The following is a 19,780-nucleotide window of genomic DNA, read 5'->3' as shown; positions in this document are numbered from 1 at the left end:
AGCACTTATTGATAAAATAAGATTATCAAAGACAGAAGGAGGAAAGTAGCTTGTACAAATCTAGAGACTTCTACGTGAGAGTAAGTGGTCAGCGAGCCCTTTTTACAAATCCAGCCACAAAAGGGGGATCGGAACGTGCATCCTATTCGGTTCCAACTAGACAGGCGCTGAATGGTATAGTTGATGCCATCTATTATAAGCCGACCTTTACTAATATCGTCACAGAGGTTAAAATTATTAACCAGATTCAAACCGAATTACAGGGTGTCAGGGCTCTGTTACATGATTATAGTGCAGATTTAAGTTATGTATCCTATTTGAGTGATGTTGTTTATCTGATCAAGTTTCATTTTGTTTGGAATGAAGATAGAAAAGATTTGAACTCAGATAGACTTCCAGCTAAACATGAAGCCATTATGGAGCGTTCTATTCGTAAAGGGGGACGTCGAGATGTGTTTTTGGGTACAAGAGAATGTTTAGGGCTTGTAGATGATATCAGCCAAGAAGAGTATGAGACTACTGTGTCGTATTATAATGGTGTCAATATCGACTTGGGAATCATGTTCCATTCCTTTGCCTATCCGAAGGACAAAAAGACACCATTAAAATCATACTTTACAAAGACTGTGATGAAAAATGGAGTTATTACGTTTAAAGCACAGTCTGAATGCGATATTGTTAACACGCTCTCTAGTTATGCTTTTAAAGCACCAGAGGAGATAAAATCGGTTAACGATGAATGCATGGAGTATGATGCCATGGAGAAAGGAGAAAACTGATGGATTTTTTTACTTCTCTCTTGAAGACTTATGAAAAAGCAGAGCTAGCAGACTTGGTTGATCATCAAAAAAGAAATAATGAGCCGGTTTTACTGCCGCTTTATCATACGAGTTTAAAGTCAAATGGTAAAAATATCATTTCAGTGAAACTTGACAAAGATGGCCAGTTTCACAAGGCAGAATTTATGGCAGATAAGCAAATGATTATTTTTCCTGTAACGGCTGATTCTGTTGCTAGGTCAGGTAGTCATCCTGCACCGCATCCCCTAGTCGATAAATTTGCTTATTATAGTGCTGAAATGGGGCAGACTCAGTATGATTCTTTTCATAAGCAACTGAATAACTGGATTGATTATTGTGAGGAGGGTGACGTCAAGAGGTTTTTAACCATTGTTCAGCAATTTATTTTGAAACCAGAATTTCTGACACTGATTCTTGATTCTTTAATTGGTCCTGATTATCAACATAATCAATTAAAAGTCACATTTTGTGATGCCACTGGAAAAGAAAAATTAATTGATTTATCAGCTTGCTTTTTAGAATTTTCAATTGATCAGTTCCAGGGCTTTAAAAATGAATCGGTTTCGACATTTAAAGCCTTACACCAATCCTATATTTCTTTTGTTGAAGCAAATCGTGAAAATCTTGGTATTTGTAATATTAGTGGACGAGAGGAACAGCTTACCGATAAGCATAGAGGTTTGATGGGGAATGCTAAAATCATCTCTGTTAGTAATAAAAGAGAAGCTTATAAAGGACGTTTTAGAGAACGCGAAGATGTTTTTAGTGTTGGCTATGAAACTTCCGAAAAGATTCATTTAATGATCAAGTATCTTTTAGAAAATAAAAATACCAGTACTTGGTTAGGGTCCTCTCAATATTTAATCAACTGGTTCAGCGATGATTTAACAAATGATAGTCGGTTGGATATTGTATCACCAATCTTTGATGATGGACTTGAAGAAGATGATGATGACGATACGCCTCCTGTTATAGCATTAGCAACTGAAGACAATAAAAGAATTGGTAAATCATTCATCAAGGGACAAAAATTATTTGCTAATGATGCCACTTACTACGTTGCTATTTTGAATAAAACCAGCAATGGGCGGATTGCTTTAAAATATTTTCGTCAGCTTCAAGCGTCCCAATTACTCACCAATCTTGACAAGTGGCAGGAAACATACAGTTGGGAGTCGCGATCTAAGTTTGGGAAAAGTCGCTTAAGAACCCCTACTTTTCATGACATCCTTAATGTGTCCTACGGGGTTGATAGGGATCGCTTCCTTGAATTAGATAATGATAACTTCAAAAGTGATCAAATTCAAAAGTTAGTGGCAAGTTTGATTGATGGTAAACCGATGCCACAGTCCATTGTCAAAAAGTTAGGTAACAATGTTAAAGAACGACATCGTTACCGTAAGCACTGGTATCAAGTTGAGCAGGTCTGCTTAGCAATTTTACACAAACAAAATGGGGAGGAATTTTCACCGATGCTAGATCATACCAATCAAAATCGTTCCTATCTTTTTGGACGATTATTAGCAATTTTTGAATTAATCGAGACCTTGCGTTATGGCTTGGATGGAAACAATAACGACCGTATTACCAATGCTGAACGTTATTGGACAGCCTATACTGGACAACCAACAAAATTGATGATGTTATTGGAAAATAAAATTAAGCCTTACGAAGAACCATTGAAATTAAATCGTCGTGGCAGTTGGATGAAATTAGAAAAAGAAAAAGAAGAGATTTTAGAACTGTTAAATCCTCTGTTAGAAACAGAAACAATGGAAAAACCCTTAGATTACCGCTTTATTTTTGGGTATTATGCTGAGAAAAACTATTACTATACAAAACAAAACACTGAAGTAACAGAAAGTGAGGAGTAAAAAGATGTTGGAACACAAAATTGATTTTATGGTAACTCTTGAAGTGAAAGAAGCAAATGCAAATGGTGATCCCTTAAATGGAAACATGCCTCGTACAGATGCCAAAGGATATGGTGTGATGAGTGATGTCTCCATCAAACGTAAGATTCGTAATCGTTTGCAAGATATGGGGAAGTCTATTTTTGTGCAAGCTAATGAACGTATTGAAGATGACTTTCGTTCACTAGAAAGACGCTTTTCACAACATTTTACAGCTAAGACACCTGACAAAGAAATTGAAGAAAAAGCAAATGCATTATGGTTTGATGTTCGTGCTTTTGGACAAGTTTTTACTTATCTGAAAAAATCAATTGGGGTGCGTGGACCAGTTTCCATCAGTATGGCTAAATCCTTGGAGCCGATTGTCATTTCCAGCCTTCAAATTACGCGTAGTACCAATGGTATGGAAGCTAAGAATAATAGTGGCCGCTCTTCTGATACTATGGGGACAAAACATTTTGTAGATTATGGTGTGTATGTACTTAAAGGTTCTATCAATGCTTATTTTGCTGAAAAGACTGGTTTTTCTCAGGAAGATGCTGAGGCTATTAAAGAAGTTTTGGTTAGCTTGTTTGAAAATGATGCGTCGTCTGCACGTCCGGAAGGCTCTATGCGAGTTTGTGAAGTCTTTTGGTTTACGCATTCAAGCAAATTGGGAAATGTTTCAAGTGCGCGTGTCTTTGACTTGTTAGAGTATCATCAATCAATAGAAGAGAAAAGTACTTATGACGCTTATCAGATTCATCTAAATCAAGAAAAATTGGCTAAATATGAAGCGAAAGGTTTAACGGTTGAAATCCTAGAAGGACTCTAGTATGGTCTATGCCGAAGATGATTATTTAATGCTATCAGGTATTCAGCATTTCCAATTTTGTAAACGTCAATGGGCGTTGATCCATATTGAGCAACAATGGCTTGATAATGAAGCGACAGCGCATGGACAAATTCTACATACTAAAGCAGATAATCCTTACATTAAAGAAAAACGAAAAGATCTTTTGGTCTCACGTGCTATGCCCATTTCTTCTGCAGAACTTGGACTTTCAGGAATTATGGATGTGGTGGAATTTTATAAAGATGATCAAGGTGTGTCTTTGAGGGGAAAACGTGGGAAATGGTTGCCAAAAGTTGTGGAATACAAGCGCGGAAAACCTAAGAAAGATACAAGGGATATCGTCCAGTTGGTGGCTCAGACCATGTGTTTAGAAGAAACGCTAGGCTGTCACATTAACGAAGGTTGTCTTTATTACCATAGTGTCAATCAAAGAGTGACTGTTGAAATGACATCAGCTTTGCGTCAAGAGGTAAGGGAATTAACCACAGAGATGCATAAGGTTTATCAGAGTCAAATGCTACCTAAAGCAGCTTATTTTAAAAACTGTCAGCTTTGTTCTTTAGTCGATATTTGTAAGCCCAGATTGAGTAAGAAAACAAGGAGTGTGTCGCGTTACATCAATGAGGCTATGACAAGTGAGGAGATGAACCTATGAAAAAGTTGCTAAATACCCTGTATTTGACGCAAGAAGATTTTTATGTCACCAAAGAGGGTGACAATATTGTCATCAAGCAAGAAGGGAAGGTTCTTAAACGGTTTCCGTTTCGGATTATTGACGGTATTGTCTGTTTTTCTTATTTGGGTGTGTCACCTGCTTTGGTTAAATTATGTACGGAAAATCAGATTAATTTATCATTTCACACACCACAAGGGCGTTTTTGTGGTCGCTATATTGGTTCAACCAATGGGAATGTGTTGTTGCGTAGAGAGCATTATCGCTTATCTGATCGTGAGGAATCTTTAGAATACGCAAAGCGGTTTATTTTGGCTAAAATTTCCAATTCAAGGAAATACTTGCTACGCTTTAAACGAGATCATCGTCAACAGATTGATACTACACTTTTTGAGGCTGTTAATGACGAATTGATATGGGCTTTAGGGATGGTTCAGGCAGCAGATAATAAAGACTCTTTAAGAGGAATTGAAGGCCAAGCTGCTAATCAGTATTTTCGCATATTTAATGACCTGGTGCTAACAAATAAAAAAACGTTTTACTTCCAAGGTCGGAGTAAACGACCGCCCTTGGACTGTGTTAACGCCCTCTTGTCTTTTGGTTATAGTTTGCTGACCTTTGAATGTCAATCTGCCTTGGAAGCTGTCGGTTTAGACAGTTATGTTGGTTTCTTTCACACGGATCGTCCTGGGCGTGCTAGTTTAGCGCTTGATTTAGTTGAAGAGTTCCGCTCATATATTGTTGATCGTTTTGTCTTTTCGTTAATTAATAAAGGACAACTTCAGAAAAAACACTTTGAGTTTAAAGAAAATGGTAGTATTTTATTGACGGAAAATGGCAGAGCTATTTTTATTGATTTGTGGCAGAAGCGTAAGCATACTGAGGTAGAGCATCCTTTTACAAAAGAAAAAGTAAAACTTATGTTATTACCCTATGTGCAAGCGCAGCTTTTAGCTAAGGCCATACGAGGAGATTTAGAAAGCTATCCACCTTTTATGGTTTAGGAGATGTTATATGATGGTTTTAGTCACTTATGATGTAAATACTGAAACATCGGCGGGCAGAAAAAGATTGCGTCATGTTGCTAAACTCTGTGTGGACTATGGGCAACGTGTTCAAAATTCTGTTTTTGAATGTTCTGTGACACCCGCGGAATTTGTGGATATAAAGCACCGATTAACACAAATCATTGATGGGGAAACAGATAGTATTCGCTTTTATTTATTGGGTAAGAATTGGCAGAGGCGTGTGGAAACACTTGGTCGCTCAGACAGCTATGACCCAGATAAAGGTGTCTTATTATTGTAAAAATCTCTTGTGCGAACCTAGGTTTCACAGAAAACCCTAGCTTGCTCGCGCAAAAATAACTTAAAAAAGAAGCGAAATGGAGATAAAAAGGCTTAAAACACCTCTATGTCTTCCATCCGTTTCTCTATAAACTGTGTCATTTGGCGCTGTCTCACCCTTCGCGGGTGAGTGGATTGAAATACCTACCTTGGTGCAGGTCACACAGACATACACGGTCTCACCCTTCGCGGGTGAGTGGATTGAAATTTTATTCGCTAATGTCGCTTCGTTTATGTACGCGTCTCACCCTTCGCGGGTGAGTGGATTGAAATTCTTTAGTACTGTCGACCACCGTAAAGACATCATGTCTCACCCTTCGCGGGTGAGTGGATTGCATCCTAGATTTTTGATGGATCTATTTTGAGTTTTTCTTCACTCATAAATTTCCATTTATTTTCTCCCCTCTCTTTCCCCCTCACATATGCTATAATAAGCTTAACAAATGCATGGTAAAGGAGTTAGAATGGCTAAGGTTCGGTATGGGATTGTGTCGACGGCGCAGGTGGCCCCTCGTTTTATTGAGGGGATGCGTTTGGCTGGCAATGGCGAGGTTGTGGCGGTATCCAGTCGGTCACTTGATAAGGCAAAGGCTTTTGCGGCAGCGCATCAGTTGCCTAAGGCTTATGGTAGTCTTGATGACATGTTGTTGGATGCGTCGATTGATGCCATTTATGTAGCAAGTATCAATCAGGACCATTTTCCTGCGGCTAAGAAGGCTTTGCTGGCAGGCAAGCATGTTCTGGTGGAAAAACCGTTTACCTTGACAGCTGCTCAGGCTGAAGAACTTTTTGCTTTAGCGCAAGAGCACGGCTTGTTTTTGATGGAGGCTCAGAAGGCTGTCTTTATTCCTATGACACAGCGTTTAAAAGGCCTCATTGCTGCTGGGGAATTGGGTGATATTGTATCGGTTTCGTCAACAACGGCCTACCCCAATATTGATCATGTGACCTGGTTTAGAGATTTGGAAAAAGGTGGGGGAACTGTGCATTTTATGGCGCCTTACGCTCTTTCTTATTTGCCTTATCTCTTTGATGCTGATATTGTGTCGGCTAGTGGTGTAGCCCATTTTCCTAAAGGACAAAGTGATAGCCAGTCTAAGCTGGTTTTGGCTTTATCAAACGGGGTTTTAGTGGATATTTTTCTGACCACTCATCTCAGCTTACCCCATGAACTAGTGATTTATGGGACTAAGGGGCGTTTGGAAATTCCTCATTTTTGGAAAACCACGCATGCCACTTTGGTCAGACCTGATGGGAGTCGTTCTGTCATTGAGGCGACCATGTTTAGTGATTTTGAGGCAGAAGCTCATCATGTCAGTCAGATGATTTTAGAAGGTCAATTGACGAGTCCTGTGATGACCAAATCCCTAACCCTGTCGGGCGTTGGCTTGATTGAGAAACTTTACCGTTCTTGGGGGAAATAACGATTCAGTGAAGGCAATTCTCAAGCCTTTGACTTGTGTATTCCATCCCTTTAATCCATAATAGGCGTAAGATATCCAAAGGAGATTTGCTATGCCAACACTTCCTAAAGCCAGTTCGGCAATCACGTTAATCAATCTTGATCAGCTTACAGAGCACGATCAAGAAGCACTGGTCTCAGAAGGTCTCATTGACGCTGAGGTCTTTGATTACGCTAAAGATAAAAATGAAACCTCATTTATGGAGGAAAACAAGGAAAAACTGACTATTGTTTTTCAGATTTTGGATCGTCAAGAAGAAGCTTATCATCCCAACCATATTCCCCGTGTGATTCCGATTACTCTCTTTTTGAATGATCAGTCTCTCTATATTTTGGGGCATGATCATAGTTTGACGCTAATCGAAGAAGTTTTCCCTGACTTGGATGAGAGTCGCTCGCCGCGTCACCTGGTGTTTCAGCTGTTAACGGCTTTTACTAAACAGTACGTGCCCCTGATGGATGAAATAGCGCAGCAGCGAGACAAGTTGATTGAAGCCTTGCGTCAAAAAGCCAATAAGACGAATCTGGAAAGTTTGGCTAACTTGCAAAGTGGCACTGTTTACATCCTCATGGGTTCTAAGCAAAATGAACAAATGCTAGCAGAATTAAAAAACATGCCTGGCCAGCAGGACCTCGAAGAAGATGAGGCAGAGCAGCTCCGCGATGCCATTATTGAGGCTAGGCAGTTGTCTAATATGTGTGATTTAAACACTCGTGTACTCAAGGAGATTTCGTCTTCTTATAACAACGTCCTCAGCAACAATTTGAACAATAATGTGACCAGTTTGACGATTTTTTCAATAGGGATTTCAATTATTGCCATGGTTACTAGTTTTTATGGCATGAATGTGAAGTTGCCTTTTGCCAAAGTTGATAGTGTGTGGTTCTGGATTGTACTAACAACCAGCCTTGTAGCCTTGTTGATTATGGTTGTCATGTACTGGTATGTGCATAAGAGAAATCGCAATGCGTCTAAGCGTATTTAACTTTTCTTGTTAGCCTTATTTACTGTAACGTTTGACATAGCATGGAAAATGATTTTCGTCATGAACCCGACCTCATTAAAAGAGAGGTCGGGTTTTTACGTCCCTTTAGTCAATCATTTATCTGATAGCGTATCAAATTCAAGTTTTTGCATACCCCAGTCTATGGTGTGTCTGTCTTGCTTTAGATACAATAAGGATAACCTTAGAGAGGAGTTGCTTATGACCTTATCAATCGTCTTAATCGCTTCCGTTTTTGCGGCAGGCTTGTTATCATTTTTCTCTCCGTGTATCTTCCCGGTCCTTCCTGTCTATTTAGGCATTTTACTGGATGCAGATGATTCAAGGACAATGACTATATTTGGTAAAAAACTCTATTGGTATGGCATTGTCAAGACCATAGCCTTCATTTTTGGGTTATCCACTATCTTTGTGATTTTAGGTTATGGGGCTGGTTTTTTAGGAAATATCCTTTATGCGGTATGGTTTCGGTACTTCCTGGGAGCCTTGGTCATCATTCTGGGGATTCATCAGATGGGCCTCATTACCATTAAGAGCTTACAATTTCAAAAATCACTGACTTTCCATAATAACAAGAATCGCAACGGTTTGTTCAATGCATTTATCCTTGGTTTAACCTTTAGCTTTGGTTGGACGCCTTGTGTAGGACCTGTTTTGAGCTCTGTTCTCGCCTTGGTTGCTTCCGGTGGCAATGGCGCTTGGCAAGGTGGTCTGCTCATGATTGTCTATACGCTAGGATTAGGCATTCCCTTCTTGCTCTTATCTTTTGCATCTGGTTTTGTTCTGAAACATTTTAATAAACTCAAACCCCATATGTTTTTACTGAAAAAAGTGGGAGGCGTTCTGATTATTATTATGGGGATTCTGCTCATGACAGGAACCTTAAATAACTTAGCACAACTTTTTGGATAAAGGAGAAACACAATGAAAAAAGGACTATTAGTAACAACTGCTTTGGCTTGTCTCGGTTTGTTGACTGCTTGCTCAGCCCAAGACAATATGGCTAAAAAGGAAATGACTCAGGACAAGATGAGCATGGCAACAAAGACAAACGATAAGATGTCAACATCAAAGGACAAGTCCATGACGACAGATAAGTCATCAGATAAGAAGATGACCAACGAAGGCCCTATGGCACCTGACTTTGAGCTTAAAAGTGTAGACGGTAAGACCTATCGCCTATCAGACTTAAAAGGTAAAAAAGTCTATCTGAAATTTTGGGCCTCTTGGTGTTCAATCTGTCTGTCAACCTTGGCAGATACCGAAGACCTGGCTAAAATGTCAGATAAAGACTATGTGGTCCTAACAGTTGTCTCGCCAGGTCATCAAGGGGAAAAATCAGAAGCAGACTTTAGAAAATGGTTCCAAGGAACAGACTATAAGGGCTTACCAGTCTTGTTAGATCCGGATGGCAAGCTATTGGAAGCTTACGGCGTCAGATCTTACCCAACAGAAGTTTTCATTGGAAGTGATGGTGTTCTTGCTAAAAAACACATTGGTTATGCCAAAAAATCAGACATCAAAAAGACCCTTAAAGGTATACATTAGGAAGGACCAGCTGATAGGCATTAGAAAAAAGGAGTTGAGTTTATGGAACACAAATGGAAATTATGGCTATTTATCGTTGGAGTGGTCTTGTTAATAGGCGGAGCTTCTGTTCTCATTCAGAAAGGTCAAGCCAAGGCTTTTAGTCAAGGCAAGCCTCAACTACCAGCTAAAAAAGTCAAATCCACTAAAGTAGATCCCAATGTCCCTGTTGATCAAAAAGTGATTTACCTAGCTGGTGGCTGTTTCTGGGGCGTTGAAGAATATTTTTCACAAGTGAATGGCGTTCTAGATGCGGTGTCAGGATATGCCAATGGTAGAGGCGATACCACCAACTACCAGTTAATTCATCAGACTGGTCATGCAGAAACCGTTGAAGTGACCTATGATGCGAACCGTATTAGCTTGAAAGAATTATTACTGCATTTTTTCCGAATTATTGACCCAACCAGTCTTAATAAGCAAGGAAATGATCGCGGTAGTCAATACCGAACTGGGATTTACTATACTGACAAAGCAGATTTAGCTATTATTGATGAGGTCTTCAAAGAAAAAGCTAAGGATTACAAGAAAAAAATAGTGGTTGAAAAAGCACCATTGAAACACTTTATTAAGGCAGAAGACTACCACCAAGATTACCTCAAGAAAAATCCAAATGGCTACTGCCATATTGACATCAACCAAGCGACTTATCCTGTGATTGATGAAAGCAAGTACCCAAAACCAAGTGCCACTGAGATCAAAGCAAAACTATCTGCAGACGAATACCGAGTGACGCAAAAAAACGAAACTGAAAAAGCCTTTTCTAATCGCTACTGGGATTCTTTTGATGCAGGAATTTACGTAGACGTTGTGACAGGAGAACCGCTTTTCTCTTCAAAAGACAAATTTGAATCAGGTTGTGGTTGGCCAAGTTTTAGCCGCCCCATCAGCCCAGATGTTATTCGTTACAAGGAAGATAAGAGTTTCAATATGACGAGAACAGAGGTGCGCAGCCGTTCTGGCAATTCTCATCTGGGACATGTCTTTACTGATGGACCTAAAGACCAAGGTGGCCTTCGTTACTGCATCAATAGCTTGTCTATTACCTTTATTCCAAAAGCTGATATGGAAGCTAAGGGCTATGGTTATTTATTATCATCTGTAGAATAGGGTTAGGCCTAAAAATCTGATATAATAGAAGAAAGACTAGTATGAGAGGGTCATGCAAGGCCCTTTATAAAGATAAGGAGACACCGTGTGTACTCATTGTTAATTGTAGAAGACGAATACCTTATCCGCCAAGGTATTCGTTCTTTGGTTGATTTTAGCCAGTTCAAGATTGATCGGGTCAACGAAGCAGAAAATGGCCAGTTGGCTTGGGACTTGTTTCAGAAAGAGCCTTATGATATTGTTTTGACGGATATCAATATGCCCAAATTAAATGGGATTCAACTAGCAGAACTCATTAAACAGGAGTCCCCCCAAACTCATCTGGTATTTTTGACGGGCTACGATGATTTTAACTATGCCTTATCTGCTTTGAAGTTAGGGGCAGATGATTACTTGCTCAAACCCTTTTCCAAGGCCGATGTGGAAGATATGTTAGGAAAGCTCCAGCAAAAATTAGACCTTTCCAAGAAAACAGAAACCATTCAGGAATTGGTTGAGCAGCCTCAAAAAGAAGTATCAGCAATAGCAATGGCTATCCATGAGCGGTTGGCAGATTCTGATTTGACCCTAAAAAGCTTGGCTCAGCAGCTTGGTTTTAGCCCTAATTACCTTAGCGTCTTGATTAAAAAAGAGTTAGGGATGCCCTTTCAAGATTATCTGGTACAAGAACGGTTGAAAAAAGCCAAGCTTCTCTTGTTAACCAGTAATCTTAAAATCTATGAAATTGCGGAGCAAGTGGGCTTTGAGGACATGAATTATTTTTCTCAGCGCTTTAAGCAACTAGTAGGCGTTACCCCAAGTCAGTATAAAAAAGGAGGCCAGGCATGAAGCGTTATCCCCTACTGGTCCAGTTGATTTCGTATGTCTTTGTGATCGTAATTGCCCTTATTACCACACTGGGCTTACTCTATTACCAGACCAGTTCTCGTAATATCAGGCAGTTAATTGAACGTGATACTCGGCAGAGCATTCGGCAAAGTTCCCAATTTATTGACGCTTACATCAAGCCTCTTAAAGAAACAACTTCGGTGCTGGCGAAAAATTCGGAAATTCAAGCCTTTGCTAGTCAAATTCATCAAGAAAATGACAAACAGGTTCTTCAGCTCATGAAGATGGTTCTTGCGACCAATTCCGATTTACAAGCAGCTGTTCTGGTGACTAAGGATGGCCGAACCGTTTCTACCAATCCTCAGTTGATTATGAAAACCTCCAGTGATATGATGGCAGAACCCTGGTATAAAGCAGCCATAGACCGTCAATCCATGCCAATCTTAACCCCAGCTCGGCAATTATCCCTTTCTTCTAAAAAAGAATGGGTAGTTTCTGTGACCCAAGAGGTAGTGGATGCTGCTGGTCATAATTTAGGCGTGCTAAGACTTGATATTGCATACCCGACTATTGAAGCGTCTTTAGATCAGCTTCAGCTAGGCCGCCAAGGCTTTGCCTTTATTGTGAATGATAAGCATGAATTTGTTTACCATCCCAAAAAGAGTGTTTACAGTTCTTCTAAGGAGATGGCTGCGATGAAGCCTTATTTGGCTATTAAAAATGGCTACGCCAAGGATAAATCATCCTTTGTTTATCAAAGGGTCATTCCCAACAGTCAATGGACTTTGATTGGTGTTGCTTCCTTGGACCAGTTGCACCGGGTGCAGCGCCAAATTTTTTGGTCCTTTCTTGGAACAGGGCTTCTAGCCTGTCTGATTTGTGGCTTTGCAACTGTCTTAGCCTTACGCAGATGGATTCGTCCCATTCAACAATTGCAGCAAGTTATTCTTGCTATTCAAAAAGGAGATCGTCAGTTACGTGCCCAAGAAACAGGTTCTCCGGAATTGACAGACCTTGCCCATCAGTTTAATGCGCTCTTAGATCAAATTGATAGCTTGATGGTTGCCGTTGCGGATAAGGAAAAGGCGATTGGGCAGTACAGGTTACAAGCCTTGGCTAGTCAGATTAACCCGCATTTTCTCTATAACACCTTGGACACTATTATTTGGATGGCAGAATTTAATGACAGCAAGCGCGTGGTAGAAGTGACCAAGTCTCTAGCTAAGTATTTTCGTTTGGCCCTTAATCAGGGGAACGAATACATTCGTTTGGCAGATGAACTGGATCACGTTAGCCAATACCTCTTTATTCAAAAACAGCGCTATGGAGACAAGCTAAGTTATGACGTTCAAGGCTTAGATGTCTACGCAGACTTTGTTATTCCTAAGCTTATCTTACAGCCCTTAGTAGAAAATGCTATCTACCATGGCATCAAAGAAGTCGATCGCAAAGGCATGATCAAGATTACGGTATCTGATACAGCTCAGCATCTGATGTTGACTGTTTGGGATAATGGTAAAGGCATTGAAGACTCTTCACTGACCAATAGTCAGAGCTTGTTAGCTAGGGGAGGTGTGGGCCTTAAAAATGTTGACCAGCGGTTAAAACTTCACTATGGTGAAGGCTACCACATGACCATTCATAGCCAGTCAGACCACTTCACTGAAATACAATTAAGCCTTCCTAAAATGCATGAGTTAATGGCAGACGACACACAGGAAAACGAGTAAGGTTAAAGGAAGTGCATGTCAGCCATTTCCCTAAGTTAGGGTATTGGAGATAAGAACCTTAGAAAGGATATCATGAGTTTAGCAACTGACTATTTTAGCCGACAGACCCCCATAGTTGAAAAGCTAGTGGCTTACGGTTTTGAAAAACGAGATAATGGTTATTTCTATAACGAACGGTTTATGGAAGGAGAATTTGAGGCGCAGCTTAGGATTGATGAGGCTGGCAATATCTGGGATCGGGTTATTGATTGTGATTTGGAGGAGGATTATTTGCCTTTACAACAAGCAGCCTGGCAAGGAACCTATACTGGGCAGGTTAGAGCAGCCTATTTGGAACTCTTGGAGCGCTTATCAGTAGCCTGTTTTGAAGTCACTCCTTTTCAGTCAATGCAAGCTAATAGACTTGCTAAGCATATCACCAAAGAATGGTCTGACCCAATGGACTATCCTTTTGAGAAGCACCCAGACCTTGCAACCTACCGGGTAGGGGGCAAATGGTATGCTATGATTTTTTCTCTCTTGGCTGATAAATTAGACCAGATACCAGAGAGATTAGTAGGACAGACATGTGAAGTGATGACTGTCAAAGTTAATCCCAAGGATTTACCTCAGTTACTGCAGCAAGAGGGCATTTACCCTGCCTACCATATGTCAAAAAACAATTGGGTTAGTGTTGTCTTGGATGATAAAGTAACAGATGATCAGCTTTGGGGGTTAGCTACGCAAAGTCGTCAACTAGTCAACCCCAACGGTCTTTCTAATCCTAATAGTCCTGATTATTGGGTCATTCCAGCTAATTTGAAATACTATGATATTGATGCAGAATTTGCAGCCAATGATGTGATTTTATGGACCCAAAAAGCTGGTATTGCCGTGGGAGACTACGTGCTGATTTATATAACAGCCCCAGTCAAATCCATTCGCTATGCCTGCCAAGTTCTAGAAACTGATATACCTAACGAGGGTTATCGTAAAAATCCTAACATTGACAAACTCATGCGTCTCCGAAAATGCCAACAGTACAAGGATGGTCTCTTGTCTCTTGACCTTATGAAAGAACATGGCGTAGCTGCAGTGAGAGGGCCAAGACGATTAAGCCCTCAATTAATTGCATTTTTAAAGGAAAAAGAGTATTTTAAAGAGAACAACTAAAGGAGAATAAGAGATGGTTGAATTTGTAGCAGATCAAAGTTTTTGGGAACTTTTTCCAGATGCCAAACTAGGTGTCGTCTTATTAAAGGATGTTCAGAATCAAGCAGAGTCACCAGAAGATGTCAAACAGCTCTTAGCAGATAGCCATGAGTTAGCAAAAGCTTATTTAACAGCAGACAATTTTAGTGATAATCAGGTGGTTCAAGTCTACCGCAAGGCCTATCAACACTTTAAAACCAAAAAAGGAGCTCGCTCTAGCATTGAAGCCCTTCTCAAGCGGGTGTCAAATGGTCAAAGCATTCCGTCGATCAATCCGCTAGTGGATATTTATAATGCGGCTAGTCTACGTTTTGGTTTACCTGTTGGAGCCGAAGATAGTGACAGTTTTATCGGAGATTTGCGTCTGACGATAACAGATGGTGGTGACGACTTTTACTTGATTGGGGATGCTGATAACAACCCAACCTTGCCAAATGAGCTGTGTTATAAAGATGATATTGGAGCGGTTTGTCGTTGCCTTAACTGGCGAGATGGCGAACGCACCATGGTGACAGAACACACCAAAAATGCATTTCTGATTATCGAAGCTCTTGATCAAGAAGGTCAAAATAGATTGCAAGAAGCTCTGAAATTCATTGAAGGCAGCGCAAAAATGTACCTTCATGCAATCACTTCTTTGCATATGTTGGATAAAGACAATCCACACGTGCCACTTTTTACAGAAAACTAGATTAGTATGATGAGTTTTGTAAAATAGAAGGTTAACAAAAAAGCGAGTAAACGAATGTCCTGTCATTTAGGTTTTCGTTTACTCGCTTTTTGATGAGATCTTGCTGCTGCCCTAGTAAAAGGTGAGAACTAAGGTGATGACTAGATTGTATATCACATAAAGGTTTTCTGTGAAGTTTTATTTGTTACTAAAGAAGAAAGGTGGTGTGTAATGACTAAGGGTCTCGTAACAGGCCTTAGCTTGCTCATTGTCTTCACAGACAATCAAGCAAGTATCATCCCCGCAAACTGTTGCTACAATTTCTGGAATTTGCATGGCATCTAAAATGGAGCCAAAGGATTGGGCTAGTCCAGGTAACGTTTTTAAAATAATTTGATGTTGAACCACCTTTAACATGACCAAGGCATCTTCCATGTAAAAACGAAGCCGATGTTCCCAGCGGGTTTGTGAAATGGCTAGCGCTTCATAGTGTGTATCGTTACCAGAAGTCACTTTAACCAGATTCAATTCCTTCATGTCACGAGATAGGGTTGCCTGTGTAATGGTAATGCCATTTTTACGCAATCGCTCCTGCAATTCCTGCTGAGTATGTATGGTTGTTTCGGAGATGAGGGAACGTATGAGTTGATGACGTGTCTCTTTCTTATTCATTGTTATAATTTTCCTTTAACGTAATTGATAACAATCCGAGTATAGCAAAAAGAGGAGAAGGTGTAAAGTTTTTGATGAACCGCTTACAAAATATGGGTTTTTATGATAAAATGAAAGTGACGTTTAGAAAAGGAGGCTTATGTGATTCGAAGAGAAGATTATCAATACCTTAGAAAATTAAATGATTTTCGTCACTTTTCTATTGAACAATTTGACAAAATTGTGGGTCAAATGGAATTCCGAAAAGCTAAAAAGGACCATATCCTTTTTTTTGAAGGCGATAAGAGAGACAAGCTTTTTCTAGTGACCTCTGGTTATTTCAAGGTGGAGCAGTCCGATCAATCAGGAACTTTCATGTATACGGATTTCATCAGACACGGCACCATTTTTCCTTACGGTGGCCTCTTTACAGATGATTATTACCATTTTTCAGTGGTAGCCATGACAGATGTGACCTATTTTTACCTGCCTACGGACTTATTTGAAGACTACTCGCTTCAAAATCGCCAACAAATGAAACATCTTTATAGTAAGATGTCTAAGCTGCTCGAGTTACACGAGTTGAGGGTACGAAACTTGATTACATCAAGCGCCAGTTCTCGTGTGATTCAATCTTTGGCTATTTTGCTGGTAGAAATGGGCAAAGATAGTGATACCTTACCATTTCAGTTGACCACAACAGACATTGCCCAGATGAGTGGGACCACAAGAGAAACAGTCAGCCATGTGTTGAGAGATTTAAAAAAAGACAAATTAATCACCATTAAAGGGAAATACTTGACCTATTTAGACAAAGCTTACTTTTTACAATATACAAAATGACCAAATCGTCAGAAAAACACTTTTTTAAAGTTTTTTCTGACTTTTTTTAATTTATAACTATAAATTTTTACACTAAAACGTAAAAAACATACAAGTAAACGAATACAAATTTATAAAGATAGATTTTTGAGTAAAAAAGTGTAAGCGATTACACAAAGTGAACGTGAGAAATATCCTATTTTTATCTCAGGTATAGAGTACACTAAGGATGTAAGCAAGAGTTAAGAATCTTGACGGTGAATTCACAAAAAACCATTTAGAAAGAGGTAATTCTTATGACTGCTCAAACACCAATTCATGTTTATTCTGAAATTGGAAAATTAAAAAAAGTGTTGCTCCACAGACCTGGTAAGGAAATTGAAAATCTTATGCCAGACTACTTGGAACGCTTGTTGTTTGATGACATTCCATTCTTAGAGGATGCCCAAAAAGAACATGATGCTTTTGCCCAAGCTTTACGTGACGAAGGTATTGAAGTCTTGTACCTTGAAACCTTAGCTGCAGAATCTCTTGTCACTCCAGAAATTCGCGAAGCTTTCATCGATGAATACCTAAGCGAAGCTAACATTCGTGGAAGAGCTACTAAAAAAGCTATTCGTGAATTGTTGATGTCTATCGAAGACAATCAAGAATTGATTGAAAAAACCATGGCAGGGGTTCAAAAATCTGAACTTCCAGAGATCCCAGCATCTGAAAAAGGCTTGACTGACTTGGTTGAATCCAATTACCCATTTGCGATCGACCCAATGCCAAACCTTTATTTCACACGGGACCCATTTGCAACTATCGGTACAGGTGTTTCTCTCAACCATATGTTCTCAGAAACGCGTAACCGTGAAACCCTTTATGGTAAATACATTTTCACTCATCACCCAATCTATGGTGGTGGCAAAGTGCCTATGGTTTATGACCGTAATGAAACCACTCGCATTGAAGGTGGGGACGAACTTGTTCTTTCAAAAGATGTGCTTGCGGTTGGTATTTCTCAACGTACAGATGCTGCTTCTATTGAAAAATTGTTGGTTAACATCTTTAAACAAAACCTTGGCTTCAAGAAAGTATTGGCCTTTGAATTTGCAAATAACCGTAAATTCATGCACTTAGATACTGTCTTTACCATGGTTGACTATGACAAATTTACCATTCACCCAGAAATTGAAGGCGACCTTCGTGTTTACTCTGTCACTTACGACAATGAAGAACTTCATATCGTTGAAGAAAAAGGTGATTTAGCAGAACTTCTTGCTGCTAACCTTGGTGTTGAAAAAGTTGACCTTATCCGTTGTGGTGGTGACAATTTAGTAGCAGCAGGTCGTGAACAATGGAACGATGGTTCTAACACCCTTACTATCGCACCAGGTGTGGTTGTGGTTTATAACCGTAACACCATTACCAATGCCATTCTTGAATCTAAAGGCTTGAAGTTGATCAAGATTCACGGAAGTGAATTGGTTCGCGGTCGTGGTGGACCTCGTTGTATGTCAATGCCATTTGAACGTGAAGATATTTAGTAAGTTATGGTAAAGGTGATTGTAGGTCAGGAGCCTTTTCAAAGGGCAGCTAGTCTGTATCTTCGCTTCTGTGTCTTTGTCCTTGAACGAAACATTGCCATGGCAGATGAATTTGATGCCAATGACGAAACAAGAACGGTTTATGCAGTTGTTTATGATGATGACCAGCCCGTTTCAACAGGACGATTTTTAGCTGAAACGAAAACAGAAGCACGATTAACACGAATTGCAACCTTAGCAGACTATCGAGGGCAGGGTTATGGTGCTAAAGTCATTGAAGCGCTCGAAACTTATGCCAGACAGGAAGGCTTTCGCCAACTAACCATTCACAGCGAATTGACAGCACAAACCTTTTATGAAAGCCTAGGTTATCAGGCCTATGGTCCCAAGTATTTAGAAGATGGTGAGTATTGTCAATCCCTTGTTAAAACCATTGCTTAATGGGAGAAGAATATGGACATAGCAATGCTAGTTGCGATTGTTGGTGGTCTATTAGGCTGCTATCTCTATCTCACAAAAAATAATGAACCCAAAGATTAAGTTAATACTCGAAGGAGACAATAGATGACACAAGTATTTCAAGGACGTAGCTTCCTAGCAGAAAAAGATTTTACACGCGCTGAATTAGAATACCTTATTGATTTTTCAGCTCATTTGAAAGATTTGAAAAAACGTGGTGTGCCTCATCACTACTTAGAAGGTAAAAACATTGCCCTCTTGTTTGAAAAAACATCAACTCGTACGCGTGCAGCTTTTACAACAGCAGCCATTGACCTAGGTGCTCACCCAGAATACCTTGGTGCCAATGACATCCAACTTGGTAAAAAAGAATCAACTGAAGACACTGCCAAAGTATTGGGTCGTATGTTTGATGGGATTGAATTCCGTGGCTTTAGCCAACGCATGGTTGAAGAATTGGCAGAATTCTCAGGTGTGCCAGTTTGGAATGGTTTGACTGATGAATGGCACCCAACCCAAATGCTTGCTGACTATTTAACAGTGAAAGAAAACTTTGGCAAACTTGAAGGCCTTACCCTTGTTTACTGTGGTGATGGACGTAATAACGTTGCCAATTCCCTTCTTGTGACTGGTGCTATCCTTGGTGTTAACGTTCATATCTTCTCACCAAAAGAACTCTTCCCAGAAGATGACATCGTGACATTGGCTGAAGGCTATGCTAAAGAAAGCGGCGCTCGAATCCTCATCACGGAAGATGCTGACGAAGCTGTTAAAGGCGCAGACGTGCTTTACACAGATGTTTGGGTATCAATGGGTGAAGAAGACAAATTCAAAGAACGTGTTGAATTGCTTCAACCATATCAAGTCAACATGGACCTTGTTAAAAAAGCAGGAAATGACAAGCTTATCTTCTTGCACTGCTTGCCAGCTTTCCATGACACCAACACCGTTTATGGTAAAGATGTTGCTGAAAAATTCGGCGTGAAAGAAATGGAAGTCACTGACGAAGTCTTCCGTAGCAAATACGCTCGTCATTTTGACCAAGCTGAAAACCGTATGCACACTATTAAAGCGGTTATGGCAGCAACCCTTGGTAACCTCTTTATTCCAAAAGTGTAATAAGGACTGGTACTCCTTAACTCATTTCACATATCAATGTGACCCCTT

Annotated in this window: 20 protein-coding genes and 1 CRISPR repeat array; of the genes, 19 read left to right on the top strand and 1 reads right to left on the bottom strand. The window is 40.0% G+C overall.

Translation table 11 applies throughout. The features are described 5' to 3' along the window. The first annotated feature begins 50 nt into the window (after positions 1 to 50). The 15 genes from cas5c to FQT67_RS07230 all read left to right on the top strand — a co-directional run bounded on the left by cas5c (position 51) and on the right by FQT67_RS07230 (position 15,170). Complete coding sequence (cas5c, locus tag FQT67_RS07300; RefSeq protein ID WP_014612478.1) at positions 51 to 779, top strand: type I-C CRISPR-associated protein Cas5c; 729 nt, start codon at positions 51 to 53, stop codon at positions 777 to 779. Next, positions 779 to 2,674: a type I-C CRISPR-associated protein Cas8c/Csd1 gene (gene cas8c / locus FQT67_RS07295; protein ID WP_046177340.1), complete on the top strand. Its 1,896-nt coding sequence runs from the start codon at positions 779 to 781 to the stop codon at positions 2,672 to 2,674. Before cas5c ends, cas8c begins: the two co-directional genes overlap by 1 nt. A gap of 4 nt (positions 2,675 to 2,678) precedes the next feature. Next, positions 2,679 to 3,527: a type I-C CRISPR-associated protein Cas7/Csd2 gene (gene cas7c / locus FQT67_RS07290; RefSeq protein ID WP_015057910.1), complete on the top strand. Its 849-nt coding sequence runs from the start codon at positions 2,679 to 2,681 to the stop codon at positions 3,525 to 3,527. Position 3,528: 1 nt separating this feature from the next. Next, on the top strand, positions 3,529 to 4,203 hold the full coding sequence (cas4, locus tag FQT67_RS07285; protein ID WP_015057909.1) for a CRISPR-associated protein Cas4: 675 nt from the start codon (positions 3,529 to 3,531) through the stop codon (positions 4,201 to 4,203). Then, positions 4,200 to 5,225, top strand: a complete 1,026-nt coding sequence (gene cas1c / locus FQT67_RS07280; protein ID WP_046177339.1) for a type I-C CRISPR-associated endonuclease Cas1c — start codon at positions 4,200 to 4,202, stop codon at positions 5,223 to 5,225. Before cas4 ends, cas1c begins: the two co-directional genes overlap by 4 nt. Positions 5,226 to 5,235: 10 nt before the next feature. Continuing rightward, the gene (cas2, locus tag FQT67_RS07275) at positions 5,236 to 5,529 is read left to right on the top strand and encodes a CRISPR-associated endonuclease Cas2 (RefSeq protein WP_003044506.1); all 294 of its coding nucleotides are present in this window, start codon (positions 5,236 to 5,238) and stop codon (positions 5,527 to 5,529) included. A 148-nt stretch (positions 5,530 to 5,677) separates the two neighbouring features. Further along, positions 5,678 to 5,906: a CRISPR direct-repeat array (repeat unit 32 nt; unit sequence GTCTCACCCTTCGCGGGTGAGTGGATTGAAAT). A 125-nt stretch (positions 5,907 to 6,031) separates the two neighbouring features. Further along, a complete protein-coding gene (locus tag FQT67_RS07270; RefSeq protein ID WP_041789084.1) occupies positions 6,032 to 6,991 on the top strand; it encodes a Gfo/Idh/MocA family oxidoreductase in 960 nt (319 codons plus the stop codon). A gap of 91 nt (positions 6,992 to 7,082) precedes the next feature. After that, a complete protein-coding gene (locus FQT67_RS07265) occupies positions 7,083 to 8,015 on the top strand; it encodes a magnesium transporter CorA family protein (RefSeq protein WP_012767318.1) in 933 nt (310 codons plus the stop codon). Between the two features lie 219 nt (positions 8,016 to 8,234). Continuing rightward, a complete protein-coding gene (gene ccdA2, locus FQT67_RS07260) occupies positions 8,235 to 8,945 on the top strand; it encodes a thiol-disulfide oxidoreductase-associated membrane protein CcdA2 (protein ID WP_012767317.1) in 711 nt (236 codons plus the stop codon). Between the two features lie 12 nt (positions 8,946 to 8,957). Next, positions 8,958 to 9,581 (top strand): TlpA disulfide reductase family protein, encoded by a 624-nt coding sequence (locus FQT67_RS07255; protein ID WP_046177338.1) that lies wholly within the window; start codon positions 8,958 to 8,960, stop codon positions 9,579 to 9,581. 42 nt (positions 9,582 to 9,623) lie between these two features. After that, positions 9,624 to 10,730, top strand: coding sequence for a peptide-methionine (R)-S-oxide reductase MsrB (gene msrB, locus FQT67_RS07250; protein ID WP_003055983.1), 1,107 nt, complete (start codon positions 9,624 to 9,626; stop codon positions 10,728 to 10,730). 87 nt (positions 10,731 to 10,817) lie between these two features. Next, positions 10,818 to 11,558, top strand: a complete 741-nt coding sequence (locus tag FQT67_RS07245; protein WP_011184771.1) for a response regulator — start codon at positions 10,818 to 10,820, stop codon at positions 11,556 to 11,558. Beyond that, positions 11,555 to 13,288, top strand: coding sequence for a sensor histidine kinase (locus FQT67_RS07240; protein ID WP_046177337.1), 1,734 nt, complete (start codon positions 11,555 to 11,557; stop codon positions 13,286 to 13,288). Before FQT67_RS07245 ends, FQT67_RS07240 begins: the two co-directional genes overlap by 4 nt. Positions 13,289 to 13,360: 72 nt before the next feature. After that, positions 13,361 to 14,440 (top strand): MmcQ/YjbR family DNA-binding protein, encoded by a 1,080-nt coding sequence (locus FQT67_RS07235; RefSeq protein ID WP_046177336.1) that lies wholly within the window; start codon positions 13,361 to 13,363, stop codon positions 14,438 to 14,440. 13 nt (positions 14,441 to 14,453) lie between these two features. Beyond that, positions 14,454 to 15,170 (top strand): B3/4 domain-containing protein, encoded by a 717-nt coding sequence (locus FQT67_RS07230; protein ID WP_003057390.1) that lies wholly within the window; start codon positions 14,454 to 14,456, stop codon positions 15,168 to 15,170. Positions 15,171 to 15,347: 177 nt separating this feature from the next. Here the strand turns inward: FQT67_RS07230 and FQT67_RS07225 are convergent, their stop codons facing one another. Continuing rightward, positions 15,348 to 15,821: an arginine repressor gene (locus tag FQT67_RS07225; RefSeq protein ID WP_003057398.1), complete on the bottom strand. Its 474-nt coding sequence runs from the start codon at positions 15,819 to 15,821 to the stop codon at positions 15,348 to 15,350. Positions 15,822 to 15,962: 141 nt separating this feature from the next. On the opposite strand from FQT67_RS07225, the gene FQT67_RS07220 reads away from it, so the two are divergent. The 4 genes from FQT67_RS07220 (at position 15,963) to argF (ending at position 19,732) form a co-directional block, all read left to right on the top strand. Continuing rightward, positions 15,963 to 16,643 carry a Crp/Fnr family transcriptional regulator gene (locus FQT67_RS07220; protein ID WP_003061466.1) on the top strand — a complete coding sequence of 227 codons (681 nt, stop codon included), beginning with the start codon at positions 15,963 to 15,965 and terminating at the stop codon, positions 16,641 to 16,643. A 275-nt stretch (positions 16,644 to 16,918) separates the two neighbouring features. Further along, the gene (arcA, locus tag FQT67_RS07215; protein ID WP_046177335.1) at positions 16,919 to 18,154 is read left to right on the top strand and encodes an arginine deiminase; all 1,236 of its coding nucleotides are present in this window, start codon (positions 16,919 to 16,921) and stop codon (positions 18,152 to 18,154) included. A 6-nt stretch (positions 18,155 to 18,160) separates the two neighbouring features. Further along, positions 18,161 to 18,595, top strand: a complete 435-nt coding sequence (locus FQT67_RS07210; RefSeq protein ID WP_003057404.1) for a GNAT family N-acetyltransferase — start codon at positions 18,161 to 18,163, stop codon at positions 18,593 to 18,595. Positions 18,596 to 18,718: 123 nt separating this feature from the next. Further along, positions 18,719 to 19,732, top strand: coding sequence for an ornithine carbamoyltransferase (gene argF, locus FQT67_RS07205; RefSeq protein WP_014612468.1), 1,014 nt, complete (start codon positions 18,719 to 18,721; stop codon positions 19,730 to 19,732). The last annotated feature ends 48 nt before the right edge of the window (positions 19,733 to 19,780 follow it).

Source organism: Streptococcus sp. NCTC 11567, from assembly GCF_902141215.1.
Classification (GTDB): Bacteria; Bacillota; Bacilli; order Lactobacillales; family Streptococcaceae; genus Streptococcus; species Streptococcus dysgalactiae.
This window is presented reverse-complemented; position numbering and strand designations above follow the sequence as displayed.

Excerpts from the sequence above, each read along its gene's own strand:
- cas8c (WP_046177340.1), top strand. The coding sequence starts at position 779 with ATGGATTTTTTTACTTCTCTCTTGAAGACTTATGAAAAAGCAGAGCTA.
- cas7c (WP_015057910.1), top strand. The coding sequence starts at position 2,679 with ATGTTGGAACACAAAATTGATTTTATGGTAACTCTTGAAGTGAAAGAA.
- cas4 (WP_015057909.1), top strand. The coding sequence starts at position 3,529 with ATGGTCTATGCCGAAGATGATTATTTAATGCTATCAGGTATTCAGCAT.
- cas1c (WP_046177339.1), top strand. The coding sequence starts at position 4,200 with ATGAAAAAGTTGCTAAATACCCTGTATTTGACGCAAGAAGATTTTTAT.
- cas2 (WP_003044506.1), top strand. The coding sequence starts at position 5,236 with ATGATGGTTTTAGTCACTTATGATGTAAATACTGAAACATCGGCGGGC.
- FQT67_RS07270 (WP_041789084.1), top strand. The coding sequence starts at position 6,032 with ATGGCTAAGGTTCGGTATGGGATTGTGTCGACGGCGCAGGTGGCCCCT.
- FQT67_RS07265 (WP_012767318.1), top strand. The coding sequence starts at position 7,083 with ATGCCAACACTTCCTAAAGCCAGTTCGGCAATCACGTTAATCAATCTT.
- ccdA2 (WP_012767317.1), top strand. The coding sequence starts at position 8,235 with ATGACCTTATCAATCGTCTTAATCGCTTCCGTTTTTGCGGCAGGCTTG.
- FQT67_RS07255 (WP_046177338.1), top strand. The coding sequence starts at position 8,958 with ATGAAAAAAGGACTATTAGTAACAACTGCTTTGGCTTGTCTCGGTTTG.
- msrB (WP_003055983.1), top strand. The coding sequence starts at position 9,624 with ATGGAACACAAATGGAAATTATGGCTATTTATCGTTGGAGTGGTCTTG.
- FQT67_RS07240 (WP_046177337.1), top strand. The coding sequence starts at position 11,555 with ATGAAGCGTTATCCCCTACTGGTCCAGTTGATTTCGTATGTCTTTGTG.
- FQT67_RS07235 (WP_046177336.1), top strand. The coding sequence starts at position 13,361 with ATGAGTTTAGCAACTGACTATTTTAGCCGACAGACCCCCATAGTTGAA.
- FQT67_RS07230 (WP_003057390.1), top strand. The coding sequence starts at position 14,454 with ATGGTTGAATTTGTAGCAGATCAAAGTTTTTGGGAACTTTTTCCAGAT.
- FQT67_RS07225 (WP_003057398.1), bottom strand. The coding sequence starts at position 15,821 with ATGAATAAGAAAGAGACACGTCATCAACTCATACGTTCCCTCATCTCC.
- arcA (WP_046177335.1), top strand. The coding sequence starts at position 16,919 with ATGACTGCTCAAACACCAATTCATGTTTATTCTGAAATTGGAAAATTA.
- FQT67_RS07210 (WP_003057404.1), top strand. The coding sequence starts at position 18,161 with ATGGTAAAGGTGATTGTAGGTCAGGAGCCTTTTCAAAGGGCAGCTAGT.
- argF (WP_014612468.1), top strand. The coding sequence starts at position 18,719 with ATGACACAAGTATTTCAAGGACGTAGCTTCCTAGCAGAAAAAGATTTT.